This is a genomic window from Nonomuraea sp. NPDC000554, from assembly GCF_040300065.1.
Taxonomy (GTDB): Bacteria; Actinomycetota; Actinomycetes; order Streptosporangiales; family Streptosporangiaceae; genus Nonomuraea.
In genome coordinates this window covers 55,610-70,862 of sequence record NZ_JBEPDC010000019.1, presented here as the reverse complement: position 1 = coordinate 70,862, position 15,253 = coordinate 55,610, and the positions used below count along the sequence as shown (strand labels likewise).

The following is a 15,253-nucleotide window of genomic DNA, read 5'->3' as shown; positions in this document are numbered from 1 at the left end:
CCCGACAGCACCCCCACTTTCGGAGTCACCATGCCGGAAAATCCGTCTTCTCGGCGTACATTCCTCGGAGGTCTGGCCTTAGGCGGGGCCGCTGCGGCGCTTGCCCCCGCCATCCCTGCCGCCGCCTCGACCGTCTCCGCTCCGGCCGCCGCGCTGGAGCTGAGCGGCTCCCTCCCCATCCGCGACGAGATGCGCGACGACCACCAGTGGGCGGACTTCCTGAAGGATCAGGACCTGCTGTGGTCGCGCTTCCCCCGCCAGTGGTACGAGGGGCCGTTCATCGGCAACGGGCTGCTCGCCTCCACCGTCTACCTCCCCGAGGGCCAGAACGCGGTCCGCTTCGACGTCCAGCACAGCGAGGTACAGGACCACCGCCTCGACATCGACGCCAAGTACGGCCTGTGCCGCCTGCCCATCGGCTACCTCACGCTGGAGCCCAAGGGCACGATCACGGCCGTCGACTGGCGCCTGGACCTGTGGAACGCCGAGCTCAGAGGCACCGTCACCACCACCCTCGGCACGATCGACCTCACCGCGTACGTCCACAGCGAGCGGCAGCTCATGCTCATCCGGATCAGGACGGACGAGCCCGAGCGTGAGACCGCCTGGACGTTCACGCCGCTGCCGTCGATCAGCCCCCGGCAGATCACCAACCCCGACCCGAACTACCAGCCGAACCCGCCCCACACGCTCAAGACCGACGGCGACGTCAACCTGTGCGTCCAGCCGCTGCTGGCGGGCGGCCACTACGTCACGGCCTACCAGGAGGTCGCCCGCGACGACCAGCGCTACCTGTACGTCACCGTGGCCCACTCGCACCCGGCCGAGACCGCGCAGGCCCCCGCCGTCGAGGCCATCAGGAGCGCCAGGAGCCGCCCGCCGAGCCTGCTGACCCGGTCGCACCGCGCGTGGTGGCACGCCTTCTACCCGAAGAGCTTCGTCTCGCTGCCCGACTACCGGCTGCAGAGCTTCTACTGGATCCAGCTCTACAAGATCGCCTCGGCCACCCGCGAGCACGCTCCCGTCATGGCCACCACCGGCCCGTGGCTCCAGCCCACCGGCTGGCCGAACATCTGGTGGAACCTCAACGTCCAGCTCGAATACTGGGTGATCAACGGTTCCAACCACCTCGAACTCGACGCGCTCACCAGGACGCTGGACGAGAACAGGCAGGTCCTCATCGACCACGTGCCCGAGGCGTACAGGTCGGACTCGGCGGGCGTGTCGCGCAGCTCCGACAGGTACGCCAGGGGCGCCCAGCTCGGCATCCCCGGCCAGGGACAGCCCGAACTGGGCAACCTCACCTGGGCCCTGCACAACGTCTGGCTGTCCTACCGGCACACGATGGACACCGACACACTCCGCGACGTGCTCTTCCCGCTGCTGCGCCGCTCGATCAACTACTACCTGCACTTCCTGACGCCCGGCGCGGACGGCAGGCTGCACCTGCCGACGACCTTCTCGCCCGAGTACGGCGGCGCACCCGACTGCACCTTCGACCTGGCGCTGATCAGGTGGGGCTGCCGGACGCTCCTGGAGTCGGCGGCCACGCTTAAGGTCGACGACCCGCTGAAGCAGCGCTGGCAGCAGGTCCTCGACACGCTCGTCGACTACCAGGTGGACCAGAACGGCTACATGATCGGCGCCGGCGTGCCGTTCGCCAAGTCGCACCGCCACTACTCGCACCTGCTCCAGATCTACCCGCTGTACGAGGTCACCTGGGAGCAGCCGGACAAGCGCGAGCTGATCGAGAAGTCCCTCAACCACTGGATCGGCTTCACCGGCGCGCTCCAGGGCTACAGCTTCACCGGCGCCGCGTCGATCGCCGCCCAGCTCGGCAGGGGCGACGACAGCCTCCACTACCTGCGCGAACTCATGAGGCAGGGGTTCATCAAACCCAACACGATGTACCGCGAGAGCGGCGGGCCCGTCATCGAGACGCCGCTGTCGGCCGCCCAGTCGCTGCACGACATGCTGGTGCAGAGCTGGGGCGGCACGATCCGCGTCTTCCCCGCGATGCCGCAGAGCTGGCAGGACGCGACGGTGCACAACTTCCGCACCGAGGGCGCCTTCCTCGTCTCGGCGGTCAGGCAGGCGGGGGCGACGCGCTGGGTGCGGGTGCGCAGTCTGGCCGGCCAGCCGTGCAGGGTCCGCCACGGCGTCCAGGGCACGATCACGGTCCTCGGCGCGCGCTGGAAGGACCTCGGCGACGGCGTCGTCGAACTCACCCTGGCCAAGCACCAGGAGGCCCTGCTCTTCGGTCAGGGGGTCAAGGACTTCAGGATCGCGCCGGTGAAGGTCGGCGAGCCGGGCGACCCGTGGGGCCTGCCGCCGATCCCGCCTCCGGGCCCGACCACTCCGGTCGACCTGTCGTCCCACTTCGACAACGACGGCGTCTCCACTCACGAGGCCATGACGGACGGCGACCTCGACGGCTCCGGCTACACCTACCCGGCGGAGGAACTCCCGCCGGCCGGCGTCTACACCGTGCAGGGCCTGACCTTCACCTTCCCGAGCCCGGCGGACGGCGCCAAGAACAACGTCACGGCCCAGGGACAGGTGATCGCCGTCCCGCCGGGCAACCACGCCAGGCTCTGGCTCCTGGGCGCGGCGACCTTCGGCGACGTCACGACCACCCTGACCGCGACCTACACGGACGGTTCGACGGCCGGCGTCCAGGTCACGATCCCCAACTGGACGGGCCAGGCCCCGGCCGGCGGAGTCGAGGCCCTTCGCTGCACCCACCGCCACGGGCAGGCGGGACCGAGCACGTCGAAGGTGGCGCTGTTCGCGGTCCCGGTGGCCGTGGACCGGACGAAGGAGCTGCGGTCGCTGACCCTTCCCGCGCTCAGCCGGCCGCAGCTCCACCTGTTCGCCGTGTCCGCGGAGAAGCAGGGCTGACCGCCTGCGGCCGCACCAGAAGAGATGTTCCGTACAGGAGCGCAGGGAGAGAGCGGATGAACACGGGAAACGGTCTGTCGAGGCGGGCGTTCGTGGCGGGAGCGGGGGGCGCGGCGGTCCTGGCCGGATCGCCCGTCGCCTGGGCGGAGCCGGGCACGGAGCCAGGCACGGAGACAACCGGCGCAGGAGCGGATGACGCGCACGCGCAGGTGCTGCGGGACGCGGCCATGGTGTGGAAGCGGCTGCCGAGCGGGTGGCAGAACGCGCCCTTCCTGGGGAACGGGCTGCTCGGCGTGCACGTCTACAACAAGGGCGGCGAGGGCGACGTCCTGCGGTTCATGCTCAACCACTCCCTGGTGCAGGACCAGCGCGGCCAGTGGGAGGCGGCGATCGGGTACTCCCGGCTGCCCATCGGCTACCTGACGCTGACGTTCGCCGGCGCGATCACCGGCGTCGACTGGCGGCTCGACCTGGAGCACGCCGAGCTGTCGGGCACGGTGACGACCACGCGGGGCGGCGTCCGCTTCACCGCGCTGGTGCTGGAGCACCGCGGCGTGCTGCTGGTCTCGATGACGCCGACCGAGGGGGAGGAGGCGGTGGCCTGGGGGTTCACGCCGCTGCAGTCGGCCACGACCAGGACGATCCGCCGCCCCCCGGACTACACCCCCAACCCCGACCCGGTGGTCTCCGACGGGTACGTCGAGCAGACCATGCACGCCGGAGGCGGCTACACCACCGCCTGGCGGGAGGTCAGGCAGGGCACGACCAGGCTGCTCGCGGCCACCGTCGCCTACGGTCACCCCGACTCGACGGGCGTGCGGGAGGCCGTCGGCGCGGTGTCCAAGGTGCTCGACGGGAACCCGGAGGCGCAGGTCCGGGTGCACAGGAATGGGTGGAAGCGCTTCTACCGGCGTAGCCTGGTCTCGATCCCGGACAAGAAGCTGCAACGCTTCTACTGGATCCAGCTCTACAAGATGGCCTCCGCGACCAGGGACACCGCGCCCGTGCTGACCGAGTGGGGGCCGTGGTTCCCCGAGGTGGGCAACAGCTGGACGAACATCTGGTGGAACCTGAACGTCCAGGTCGCGTACCCGATGATCAACGGTTCCAACCATCCCGAGCTGGACGCGGTGACGGCGACGTTCCGGAAGTATCACGAGAATCTCGAGTCGAACGTCCATCCCGACTACCGCGACGGCAAGTCCTACGCCCTCTGCCATCCCGGGGACCGGATGCTGCGGCCTGGCCCGCGCTACGTCGGAGTCCCCGGCGTCAGCCCCAACGACCACACCGGCAACCTGACCTGGGGCATGCACAACGTCTGGCTCGCCTACCGGCACAGCATGGACACCGGCGTGCTGCGCGACGTCCTCTACCCGATCCTCACCGGCGCGATCAGCTACTACGCCCGTTTCCTCACCGAGGGCTCCGACGGCAGGCTGCACCTGCCCGAGACCCGCTCGCCCGAGTACGCCAACGCCTCCGACGCCACCTACGACCTGTCGCTGATCCGCTGGGGCTGCCGCACCCTGCTCGAAACGGCGGACCGGCTGAGGGTCGACGATCCGCTCAGGCCCAGGTGGCAGGAGATTCTCGCGCGGCTCGTCCCGTACCACAGGAACGAGCAGGGCGTCATGATCGGCGCGGACGTGCCGCTCGCCGACTCGCACCGGCACTACTCCCACCTGCTGTGGCTCTATCCGCTGCAGGAGTCGCTCGACCGGCGCAGCTTCGAGCACTGGGCGAGCATGCGCGAGCGCTGGCACGGCTACAGCTTCGCCGCCGCCTCGTCCATGGAGACGCTGTTCGGCAACCCCGAGGAGGCCCTGGCCTACCTGCGCTTCTTCATCGACGGCAACGTGGTCGACAACTGCGCGATCACCCCCAACACCATGTACCGCGAGGGCTCCAACCTGGCGATCGAGAGCCCGCTGGCCGCCGCCCAGTCGGTGCTCGACATGCTGCTGCAGAGCCACGGCGGTGTGCTCAAGGTGTTCCCCGCCCTCTCCTCCACCTGGGCGGACGCGTCGGTCGAGGGCCTGCGCGCCCAGGGCGCCTTCCTCGTGGACGCCTCCCGCAGCCAGGGGCGCACGGACTGGATCAGGGTCCGCAGCGAGGCGGGGGAGCCGCTGCGGCTGCGCCACGGCATCGACGGCCCGTTCGAGGTACGCGACCAGCACGGCAGACGCCTGCCCTACCAGGGCACGGACACGATCGAGATCCCCCTGCGCAGGGGCTCGGCCGCGGTGGTCACCCGCCAGGGCGCCCACCCTTCCGGGCCCCGCGACGTCCCCCAGGACGGCACGGCTCCCGCATGGGGGCTGCCGTAACGCGAGCGGACTAACCCGGCGGCAGCGGCGCCGACCGGCCGGCGCGGTGCCGCCGCGCCGACCGGTCGGCACGCGGGGTCGGTTGTGCTGTCCAGTCGGCTCGCGGGGCCGACTGTGCTGGCCGGCGCGCGGCGGGCTGTGCCGACCGCTCGTCGCGCGGATGGGACCATTCACCGCAAGCCCTCTCCAACTAAACGCCGCGCGGCGGCGGCTCGCCGAACAACCCCACCAGGCCCCTCCACGGCGGGTAGGTTGCGCTCCTACCTTGAACGTGATGGGCATCACAGTGGAGGTCTGGTGACAACTAAAGAACATGACGCGTCCGTCTACGAGGACGTTCAACAGAGCGCGGAGTTCCAGGAGCTGAAGCGGCGCTTCCGCGCGTGGACGTTCCCGATGACCGTGGCGTTCCTGGTGTGGTACCTGCTCTACGTGGTGCTGTCCGGCTGGGCGCGTGACTTCATGGGCATCAAGCTGCTCGGCGACATCAACGTCGGGCTGGTCTTCGGCTTGCTCCAGTTCGTCTCGACGTTCCTGATCGCCTGGGCGTACGCCCGGCACGCCGAGAAGAAGCTCGACCCCATCGCCGACAAGCTCCGCCACGAGGTCGAGGAGAAGACCCAGTGAGCTCCACCACCCTCGCCACGATCCTCTTCTTCGCGTTCGTGGCCCTCACGCTCGGCATCACCTTCTGGGCCAGCCGCCAGACCAAGACGGCGGCCGACTACTACGCGGGCGGCCGGTCCTTCACGGGCGTCCAGAACGGCCTGGCGATCGGCGGCGACTACATGTCGGCCGCCTCCTTCCTCGGCATCGCCGGCATCATCGCGCTGTCGGGCTACGACGGGTTCCTGTACTCCATCGGCTTCCTGGTGGCGTGGCTGGTCGCGCTGCTGCTGGTGGCCGAGCTGATGCGCAACTCCGGCAAGTTCACCATGGCCGACGTGCTGGCCTTCCGGATGAGCCCCCGCCCGGTGCGCACCGCGGCGGGCGTGTCGACGATCGTCGTCAGCATCTTCTACCTCCTGGCCCAGATGGTCGGCGCGGGCGCGCTGGTCGGCCTGCTGCTCGGCATCACCAGCGAGGCGGGCAAGATGTGGACGATCATCGGCGTAGGCGCGCTGATGATCGTCTACGTGGTGTTCGGCGGCATGAAGGGCACCACCTGGGTGCAGATCGTCAAGGCCGTGCTGCTGATGGGCGGCGCCGCCCTCATCACCCTGCTGGTGCTCGGCAAGTTCGGCTTCAACCTGTCGTCGCTGCTCGGCCAGGCGGCCACGACCAGCGGCCCCAAGGCCAACCCCGAGAACTTCCTCATCCCCGGCCAGAAGTACGGCACGGAGGCGCAGGGGCTGGCGGGCAAGATCGACCTGATCAGCCTGGGCCTGGCGCTGGTGCTCGGCACGGCCGGCCTGCCGCACATCCTGATCCGCTTCTACACCGTCCCGACCGCCAAGGACGCGCGCAAGTCGGTGCTGTGGGGCATCGGCATCATCGGCGTCTTCTACCTGCTCACCCTGGTCCTCGGCTTCGGCGCGGCGGCCCTGGTCGGCAAGGAGGCGATCGTCAAGGGTGACAAGGCGGGCAACACGGCCGCGCCGATGCTCGCGCAGAAGATCGGTGAGGAGATCTTCGGCACGGTGGGCGGCACGCTCCTGCTGGCGCTGATCGGCGCCGTCGCCTTCGCCACCATCCTGGCGGTCGTCGCCGGGCTCACGCTGGCGTCCTCCTCCAGCTTCGCGCACGACCTGTACGCGCACGTGTTCAAGCGCGGCCAGGCCAGCGAGCGCCAGGAGGTCGTGGTGGCCCGGGTCTCCGCCCTGGTCATCGGCGCGGTCGCGATCGGGCTCGGCATCCTGGCGCAGGGCCAGAACGTGGCGTTCCTGGTGGCGCTGGCGTTCGCGGTGGCGGCCTCCGGCAACCTGCCCGCGATCCTGTACAGCCTCTTCTGGAAGCGGTTCAACACCGTGGGCGCTGTGAGCGCGATCTACGGCGGACTCGGCTCCGCGCTGATCCTGGTCATCTTCTCCCCGGTGGTCTCGGCTCCGGCGCCCCCTGCGGGCACCGCGGTGACGGCGCTGATCCACGGCGTCGACTTCCACTGGTTCCCGCTGAGCAACCCGGGCATCGTCTCGATCCCGCTCGGCTTCCTGTGCGGCTGGCTCGGCACCGTGCTGAGCAAGGAGTACAACGCGGCCAAGTACGCCGAGATCGAGGTCCGCTCCCTCACGGGCGTCGGCGCCGAGAAGGCCGCCGAGCACTGACGTCCCTCACAGGAAAGGCCCGGCTGATGCCGGGCCTTTCGCTGTCTCCGGGATGGCGGCGCCTTAGGTGGCGACGGGCTCCGCGCGGAGCCGCGCCGAGTGCTTCACCAGCGCGATGAGCACCTCGCGGCTGGAGTCCCGCTTCCTGGCGTCGCACAGGACGATCGGGATCGACGGGTTGAGCTGGAGCGCCATCCGCACCTCGTCCAGCTCGAACGTCGGCGCGCCCTCGAAGCAGTTGACCGCCACCACGAACGGCGTGCCGCGCCGCTCGAAGTAGTCGACCGACGGGAAGCAGTCGGCCAGCCGGCGGGTGTCGGCGAGGATGACCGCGCCCAGCGAGCCCTCGGCCAGCTCGTCCCAGACGAACCAGAACCGCTCCTGGCCGGGCGTGCCGAACAGGTACAGCACATAGTCGTTGTTCAGGGTGATGCGGCCGAAGTCCATCGCCACCGTGGTCGTGCGTTTGGCCTCCACCGAGGTGAGGTCGTCGACGCCGACGCCCCGATCGGTCAGGACCTCCTCGGTGCGCAGCGGCCGGGTCTCGGACACCGCGCCCACCATCGTGGTCTTCCCAGCGCCGAAGCCGCCCGCGATCAGGATCTTGATCGCCGTCGGCAGGCGCTGGCGGTCAGAGCGATCGAAGGCCATCGAGCACCGCCCTGTACAACTTCATGTCACGCATGTCCACCTCGGTTTGGGGTTCCTGCGCCTGGACGAGTTCCCTGTCGAACAGGTCGCCGAGCAGCACCCGGATCGTGCCCGCGGGCAGGTTCAGGTGCGCGGCGATCTCGGCGACGGACTTCGGCTCACGGCAGAGCTGGAGGATCCGGAGATGCTCGGGATCCAGCCCGGCGTCCGGACCGGGCGGAGGCCCCACGGCCAGGGCCATGGAGATCAGATCGAACTTGCCGTGCACGGGCTGAGTCCGCCCCCGCGTCACGACGTAGGGGCGGATGATCTCGGGATCGACCCAATGCTCGTCCGTAGGACCGTCCGTCCTGCTCACCGTTCGCTCCCCGCCACGGCGGTGCGGGCGCCCGAGGTGAGGTACTGGCCGACGCGGGCCACCAGCATGGCCATCTCGTACGCGATCAGCCCGATGTCGGCGTTCTGCTGGGCGAGGACGGCCAGGCAGGCTCGCTCGCCGGCCACCGTGACGATGAGGAACTGCGACTTCCACTCCACCACCGTCTGCCTGACGGAGCCGCCGCCGACGTGCTCGGAGACGCCCTTGGCCAGGCTCTGCAGCCCGGACGCCACGGCCGACAGGTGCTCGCCGTCGGTTCGCTCCAACCCGGCCGACGAGGCCATCAGCAGCCCGTCGGACGACAGCACGATGGCGTGATCGGCGTCCTTGACGCGGTTTACCAGGTCGTCGAGGAGCCAGTTCAGATCCGTGCCGGAACCCGGTGTCACGTGTCGCCTCCAGACTGGTCATCGCCGATCAACTTGGCAGCTTCCGTCCTGCCCAGCCGGGTACCCGACTGCAGGGAGCCCATCATCGCGCGGATCTCCTCCGGCGAGCGCTCGTCATCGTCCTCCTCCGGTGTTACGGCGGGGGCCTCCTCGCGCAGGGCGGGGGCCAGGTTGGCTTGCGGGACCCGCAGTGGCAGGCCTCCGGGTGTGAACTCAGGGGCGGCGGGCGTCACAGGGGTCTCCTGTTCTGGCTCCTCGGGTTCCGGAAGACGCATCGGCCGGGCCGACTTGAGCGTCCGGACGTTCTCCCTCGTCGCAGGCCGGACCGCCGCCGGCCGGACCGCCGTCGCCGTGGTGGTCCTGCGCGGCAGGCTCGTCACCTGCGGCTCGTGCTCCACAGGGTCCGGGGTCTCGTCGACCTCGACCAGCTCCTGCGGCAGCAGCACGACCACCGTCGTTCCGCCGTACGGCGAGGCCTTCAGCACCACCTGGATCCCGTGCCGCTCGGCCAGCCGGCTGACCACGTACAGGCCCAGCCGGGCGGTGCCGGAGATGCGGAACTCGGGCGGGTCGGCGATGCGCTCGTTGGCGGCGTCCAGGTCCTCGGGCTTCATGCCCAGGCCGCGGTCCTCGATCTCGATGACGTAGCCGTTGGCCACCAGCTGCCCGCTCACCTGGACGTCGGTGTACGGCGGGGAGAACGACACCGCGTTCTCGATCAGCTCGGCGAGCAGGTGGATGACGTCACCGACGGCTCGGCCGACGAGCACGATGTCGCGCATCGGCATCAGCGTCACCCGGGTGTAGTCCTCCACCTCGGCCAGCGCGCCGCGCACGACGTCCACCATCGGGACCGAGCGCCGCCACGTACGGGCGGGCGAGGAGCCCGACAGGACGATGAGGTTCTCCGCGTTGCGGCGCATCCGGATGGCCAGGTGGTCCAGGCGGAAGAGCTCCTTCAGCTCCTCGGGGTCGGTCTCGCGCCGCTCCATCACGTCCAGGACGGTGAGCTGCCTGTGCACCAGGCCCTGCGTGCGGCGGGCCAGGCTGAGCAGGATGTCGCGGATGCTGCGCCGCAGCTCCGCCTGCTCGGCGGCCACGCTGACCGCGGTGTGCTGCACGGTGTTGAACGCCTGGCCGACCTGGCCGATCTCGTCGTCGCCGAACTCCAGGGCCGGCGCCTCGCGGGCCAGGTCCACCTCCTCGCCGCGGCCGATGCGCTCCACCACGCCGGGCAGGCGATCGTCGGACAGCTCGTGGGCGGCGTCACGCAGCTTCTTGAGCTGGGCGAGCAGCTGGCGGGTGGTGGTGACGGACAGGACGACCGAGGCGACGACCGCGAGCAGGCCGAGACCGCCGGCCAGGACGAGGCGCACGATGGTGCCCACGGCGACGGGCGCCGTGCGATCGAGAAGCCGGGCACCACCGGTGAACGCCACCTGCTGCAACCCGCTGAGGGCGGCCGCGCTGGCCGCCTTCCACTCCGTGTCACTTACGGGCAGGGAATCCACGCTCACCGGATGACGGATGAGCTGCGTCTCCATGGCCTGCAACCGCATCGCCGACCGGCTCTTGGTCCAGGCTTCGTAGGCCGCCCTGTCCTGGGGCGGGAGCTTCCCCACCACTTCGGCGAGTGTGTAGCGGAAGATGCCGACGGTCTGCACGAATTCGTCGTGTTCGGTGCCGGTGAAACCGCCTCTGGTGAAGACGGCGGCCATCAGCGCGTCCTCGCGAGAAAGGATCTCGGCCGATCGGCTCAGCTCGGACAGCGTCCTGCCGTCCCGGGCGATCTGCTTGTCGTCGAACGAGGCCACCGAGTCGTACATCCGGTACAGGTAGTCGATGACGCCGTCGTAGCGCGCTGTCGCCTCTGAGAGGTCCGTCTTTCCTGAGTCGATCGCCTTTCTGGCGGCCGGCAGCTCGTTCAGGTGGGCGATCACCTCGGCCAACCGTTGGTTCAGCCCGTCGTCCGCGGCGAACGCGACGATGTCGCCGCTGGCCGAGGTCGTGAACTCGGTACGCAGCGCGTCGGTCTTGGCGCGCTGGTCGCGCAGCCCCTTGTCCGTTGCCGGCGATCCCGCGGTCAGGGCCGCCATGGTCAGGCGACGTTCGCGCTGCAGTTCGAGCAGCAGCGGCGTGCTCGGCTCGACCACGTTGCTGTTGATGGTCGCGGCCCAGAGGAGGTTGACGCCATCCCGTAGCGTCACCCAGGCGGCGAACGCCCACAGCAGCGCGAGCGACACCAGCAGTGCCGTTACCTTCGCCCGGACACTGGAGTTACGAAAACGCATGGAGCCCGCCCAACGAGAAAGCTTCGCGGTCAGCCGACCGTGTCAAGACAAAGAAATGGGCATCCCAGGTATCTGGCACCGGGACACCCTAGCAACGCCACAATAGCCGATCAACATAAAACGGCACCAATGAACCGCTATGTCCTACTCTATCCCTCGAATTCCCTTATTATGGGTTTGGGTCACGTGGAGGGCCGCTAGGATGGCGGCTCTTACTATTGCGGTCGGCGTGTAAAGGTCCTTGTCATGCCATAACGGTGGATATTCCGTTTCGTCAGCCGATTGGAGGAGGAAGTGGTATCCGCGAGCGGCGGCACGCCGGCACCGCTCGTCCGGTTCCGGCCCGGAGAGCAGGAGAGCCTGGACGGCATAGGCGGTCTCCTCCGATCCCCCTGCCCAGCGGCCCCACGACCCGTCGTCCCGCTGGGTGGAGAGCACCCATTCCCTGGCCTTGCCGATGGCGGTACTGTGCTCCGCCCCGTCCAGCTCGCCGAGTGCCAGCACGCAGCTGAGCGTGGCGTAGTACGGCGAGGCATGCCATCTGTCGTGCCAGCTCCCGTCGGGCTGCTGGACCGTGACCAGCCACTGCGCCAGGCGCGTCATCACCGGCTCGTACCTGGCCCTGGCCGCCGGTCTGGCGCGCACGTACTCCCTGAGCGCATCGAGCACGTGCGCGTTGACGCTGATGGAGAAGCCGTCCTCCTCCCCCCAGGTGGAGAAGTGCGCTCCGGTGTCGAACACCAACAGAGGCTCCGGCTCGTGCGCCATGCCCAGCAGTGCCAGCGTGTAGAGCGCGACGCTGGTGGTGTCCGCGTCGGCAGGAAGGCCCGTGCCCGCCGGGGTGCCACCCGGACCGATCGCGGCCCTGAGCTCGGCCGCCAGCTCCGCCGGGACCTCCACGGGCACGCCGGCCCTGATCAGCGAGCTCAGCACCCAGCCCCGCTCGAAGATCGTGATGGGCAGCCCGACGGGGACAGGGCCGCCGAATCGCTCGGCCACCGCCTCCAGGTGACGCCGCGCGGAGGCGGCGGCGCCGGTGGCGTCGTCGCCGCCGACCCACGCGGCGGTGGCCGCCGGTGAGGCGCCGACCGTCCCGACGGGGGTGGGCCGCACGGTCCTGGCTCGAGTCGCCGCCGGACCCGCTACCTCAAGGGCGTGCAGCAGCTTCTGCGGCGGCTCGGCACCGGATTCCACCAGACCTCTGACCGCCCGCAGGCGCGTGCCGTCCATGCCGGGCGGCAGCGGCAGCGGCTCCGCGCGTCCATGGGCGTTGATGAGCGCGACGAGGGACGGCACGATCAGCTCGATCGCCGGTGTGTCAGGTAACTCGGACGCCTCGTGGAGCCAGTCGCGAAGCTTTCGCAGCCCTCTCTCCGCAGCCTGCCGGAGGACGTCGACGTCGGCATCGCCTCGCGCCGCCGAGGAGAGCAGCGCCTCCGTGGCGCTCAGGGTGGGCACCAGCCCGTACCCGTCCGGCGCGCCCCAGGAGCCGTCGCCGTGCTGCTCCCCCAGCAGATAGGCGACCCGTTCGCTGTGACCGACGAGCCACGGGGCGAGGGTGACCAGCCGGCCCGTCTCGTAGACCGACGGTGACACCTGGCCCCACGGCTGCGCCATGAGCTCCGTGAGCAGGGCAAGAGCACACTGGGAGAGGTCGACAGGGCTGGCAGTGACGCTCACGATTCTCCTCGTGCCCAGAAATCGGAAATCCCGTAAAAGCCGGTGCTGTAGTCGATCTGGAACAGCAGGTACTCGGTCGCCCGCGGGTGGCCGCTCCTCAGCGGCTCGATCGCCTGCACGGCCTCGGCTGACAGCTCCGCCATGCGTTGGGTCACCTCGCCGGGGCTCATGCCCAGGGCGAGGGCGTTGAGGTCGCCGAAGCCGGCCTCACGCTGATGGGTGGCCAGATCGTTGAGCAGGCGGAGATAACGCTGCACCCTGTCGCCGGCGGCTCGCAGCCTGCCGAGATCCCCGGGATCGTCGACCAGGCCGGTGTAGATCCAGTGCGAGACGCTGATGAAGGAGGCCCCGCAGCTGTCGGCGTTGGCCAGGTACTCCTCGTCGGTGGGCTTGTCCCCAGCCTGCCTCCAGTCCCATTCGCGGGCCATGGCCAGGAGCATGAGCTCGAGCTGGTCGCGCCAGCCGGCTTCGAGCGCGGCGAAGCGGGGCGCGGTCGCCAGTTCCGCGCGCAGGTCCGCGAGGAAGGCGGTGATCGGGGAGGTGGGCGCGGCCCCACCGGCCGCGGCCAGGCAGTCGCCCACCAGGGCCGCGACCTCGTCCCGGGAGGTCGCGACCTCGTCGATCAGGCGGTCGGCGGCGAACACCAGCAGGGAGGAGCGGTTGATGGCGCGCAGCGTCTCGGCCGTCGCCCAGGGCGATCCGAAGGCGCCGGCCAGTGCCAGCGAAGCGTAGAGGCCGGCGTCGAAGGAGTCCTCGGGGAAGAGCCCGCTGTACCGTGCCGCGCATTTGGCCAGATCACGGCCGCCGGCCACCGCGAGGGCGCACGTTCTGCCGAGGCCGAAAGCCTCGCTCGGCTGCGTCATCGGTGGCGGCCCTGGACGGGCGTCATCGACAGTCCGGTGCTCATGGTCTACCGGCTCCGCTGGACTGGGAGCAGCTTCAGCATCAGCTTCTCTTTCGGCCGCATGGACATTCCTGGCACGTGAGTCAGTCGCTGTGGGTTGGTCAGGACCGGCCGGTATCTGCTCAGGATGTTGGCGATCACGAGCGGGGCCTGGACGTAGAACAGGTGCTGACCCAGGCAGACGTGCGGGCCCGCGCCGAAGGGGACGAAGGCGTAGCGATGCCGGCGCTCGTTCCTCTCGGGAGCCCAGCGCTCCGGGTCGAACTCCAGCGGTCGGTCCCAGAACTCCGACAGCCGGTGGGTCGTGTACGGACTGACCAGCACTTGCGAGCCGGCCTTGATCCGGACGCCGCCGATCTCCGTGTCCGCCACCGTCTGGCGGGGGATGATCCAGGCCACCGGGTAGACGCGCAGCAGCTCCTGTAAGACCATGCGGAGATACCTGAGCTTGGCGACGTCCGCCGACCGGACCGGTCCCTCGCCCACCACCTCGAAGATCTCCTCGCGCAGCCTGGCATTCACCTCGGGATGGTCGTGCAGCACGGACCACAGCCAGGTCAGCGACATCGCCGTGGTCTCCGAGGCCGTGCCGTAGATGCTGACCAGGTCGTCGCGCACCAGCCGCGTGTCCGCCTCGCCGTCCTGCTCCACCCTGGCCTTGAGCAGCGCCGAGACCACTTCGTTGCCGCGCGGGCCCTCCTGGCCCGCCTGTTCGATCAACGGGTAGACGATCTCGTCGATCTTCTTCGCGGCCGCCAGGAAAGCCCGGTCCCCCGGCACCCGGATGGTGTAGGGGGCGAAGGGAACAAGCAGCCGGAAGCCGATCGACGTGGCGCACGTGGCGAACCCGGACGAGAGCCGCTCGGCGGCGTCGCGGGAGATCCAACCGCCGAACAGGAGCTTGATGACGGTCTGGTCGACGATCGTGGTCATCAGGTGGGCGCCGTCGACCAGCCCGCCCTCCCGCGCGTGGTCGTCGAGCTCGACGAGGCAGTCGGCGATGATGTCGGCCATGTCGTCGCCCAGCGAGGCGGTGTACCTCGCGGTGAACAGCGGCTGGAGGATCTTCCTGCTGGACTCCCAGGCCTCACCCTCGCCCAGGAGGCTCTGACCGCTCACGCGCCACAGCGGTCTCCAGAACATGCCCTCGCGCACGAAGTTGGACGCGTCGGTCTTCAGCACTTGCTGGACGTGGTCGGGGTGGGAGATCAGGTAGGGCCGGAAAGGGCCGATGTCGAGCCGGACGACCCGCCCGGCGGCCTCCGTGCCCATCTTGGCCAGCTCGGGGACGGCGTCCTTCACCAGCCGGGGTATCGCACGGTAGAAGGGGATGATGTGAGGCTCGGTCACGGTGGTGTCCATGGCAAGCGGCATCGTGATGATTCCCGACTTCGAACTGGCATATGCGGCTGGCGACTCAAGCATCATGTGCCCGAAGAGGGTACTCTCCGTGGCATATGCAAC

The 15,253-nt window shown here is 69.6% G+C and carries 11 protein-coding genes; 4 read left to right on the top strand and 7 right to left on the bottom strand.

Annotation, left to right across the window (positions count from 1 at the left end; genetic code table 11):
• Nucleotides 1–30 precede the first annotated feature (30 nt).
• From ABT294_RS31600 to ABT294_RS31585, 4 genes are all read left to right on the top strand, one after another.
• Entirely contained in the window at nucleotides 31–2,901 is a 2,871-nt protein-coding gene (locus ABT294_RS31600) for a glycosyl hydrolase family 95 catalytic domain-containing protein (protein ID WP_350809949.1), read from the top strand.
• A gap of 56 nt (nucleotides 2,902–2,957) precedes the next feature.
• Nucleotides 2,958–5,231 (top strand): glycosyl hydrolase family 95 catalytic domain-containing protein, encoded by a 2,274-nt coding sequence (locus ABT294_RS31595; RefSeq protein WP_350809948.1) that lies wholly within the window; start codon nucleotides 2,958–2,960, stop codon nucleotides 5,229–5,231.
• Between the two features lie 297 nt (nucleotides 5,232–5,528).
• Complete coding sequence (locus ABT294_RS31590) at nucleotides 5,529–5,858, top strand: DUF485 domain-containing protein (protein WP_350809947.1); 330 nt, start codon at nucleotides 5,529–5,531, stop codon at nucleotides 5,856–5,858.
• Nucleotides 5,855–7,495, top strand: coding sequence for a monocarboxylic acid transporter (locus ABT294_RS31585; RefSeq protein WP_350809946.1), 1,641 nt, complete (start codon nucleotides 5,855–5,857; stop codon nucleotides 7,493–7,495). Before ABT294_RS31590 ends, ABT294_RS31585 begins: the two co-directional genes overlap by 4 nt.
• Nucleotides 7,496–7,558: 63 nt before the next feature.
• Here the strand turns inward: ABT294_RS31585 and ABT294_RS31580 are convergent, their stop codons facing one another.
• The 7 genes from ABT294_RS31580 to ABT294_RS31550 all read right to left on the bottom strand — a co-directional run bounded on the left by ABT294_RS31580 (nucleotide 7,559) and on the right by ABT294_RS31550 (nucleotide 15,151).
• Nucleotides 7,559–8,146, bottom strand: a complete 588-nt coding sequence (locus ABT294_RS31580) for a GTP-binding protein (protein ID WP_350809945.1) — start codon at nucleotides 8,144–8,146, stop codon at nucleotides 7,559–7,561.
• Nucleotides 8,127–8,504 carry a DUF742 domain-containing protein gene (locus ABT294_RS31575; RefSeq protein WP_350809944.1) on the bottom strand — a complete coding sequence of 126 codons (378 nt, stop codon included), beginning with the start codon at nucleotides 8,502–8,504 and terminating at the stop codon, nucleotides 8,127–8,129. The genes ABT294_RS31580 and ABT294_RS31575 overlap by 20 nt, the downstream gene beginning before the upstream one ends.
• Nucleotides 8,501–8,914 carry a roadblock/LC7 domain-containing protein gene (locus tag ABT294_RS31570; protein WP_350809943.1) on the bottom strand — a complete coding sequence of 138 codons (414 nt, stop codon included), beginning with the start codon at nucleotides 8,912–8,914 and terminating at the stop codon, nucleotides 8,501–8,503. The genes ABT294_RS31575 and ABT294_RS31570 overlap by 4 nt, the downstream gene beginning before the upstream one ends.
• Entirely contained in the window at nucleotides 8,911–11,205 is a 2,295-nt protein-coding gene (locus ABT294_RS31565) for a sensor histidine kinase (RefSeq protein WP_350809942.1), read from the bottom strand. Before ABT294_RS31565 ends, ABT294_RS31570 begins: the two co-directional genes overlap by 4 nt.
• 144 nt (nucleotides 11,206–11,349) lie before the next feature.
• Nucleotides 11,350–12,885, bottom strand: a complete 1,536-nt coding sequence (locus tag ABT294_RS31560) for a prenyltransferase/squalene oxidase repeat-containing protein (protein WP_350809941.1) — start codon at nucleotides 12,883–12,885, stop codon at nucleotides 11,350–11,352.
• The gene (locus ABT294_RS31555) at nucleotides 12,882–13,748 is read right to left on the bottom strand and encodes a terpene synthase family protein (protein ID WP_350809940.1); all 867 of its coding nucleotides are present in this window, start codon (nucleotides 13,746–13,748) and stop codon (nucleotides 12,882–12,884) included. The genes ABT294_RS31560 and ABT294_RS31555 overlap by 4 nt, the downstream gene beginning before the upstream one ends.
• A 47-nt stretch (nucleotides 13,749–13,795) precedes the next feature.
• Nucleotides 13,796–15,151, bottom strand: a complete 1,356-nt coding sequence (locus tag ABT294_RS31550) for a cytochrome P450 (protein ID WP_350809939.1) — start codon at nucleotides 15,149–15,151, stop codon at nucleotides 13,796–13,798.
• Nucleotides 15,152–15,253: the final 102 nt, after the last annotated feature.

Bases quoted from the DNA above. Each gene is read 5' to 3' on its own strand.
- ABT294_RS31565 (WP_350809942.1), bottom strand. From the start codon at position 11,205: ATGCGTTTTCGTAACTCCAGTGTCCGGGCGAAGGTAACGGCACTGCTG.
- ABT294_RS31580 (WP_350809945.1), bottom strand. From the start codon at position 8,146: ATGGCCTTCGATCGCTCTGACCGCCAGCGCCTGCCGACGGCGATCAAG.
- ABT294_RS31555 (WP_350809940.1), bottom strand. From the start codon at position 13,748: ATGACGCAGCCGAGCGAGGCTTTCGGCCTCGGCAGAACGTGCGCCCTC.
- ABT294_RS31600 (WP_350809949.1), top strand. From the start codon at position 31: ATGCCGGAAAATCCGTCTTCTCGGCGTACATTCCTCGGAGGTCTGGCC.
- ABT294_RS31550 (WP_350809939.1), bottom strand. From the start codon at position 15,151: ATGGACACCACCGTGACCGAGCCTCACATCATCCCCTTCTACCGTGCG.
- ABT294_RS31595 (WP_350809948.1), top strand. From the start codon at position 2,958: ATGAACACGGGAAACGGTCTGTCGAGGCGGGCGTTCGTGGCGGGAGCG.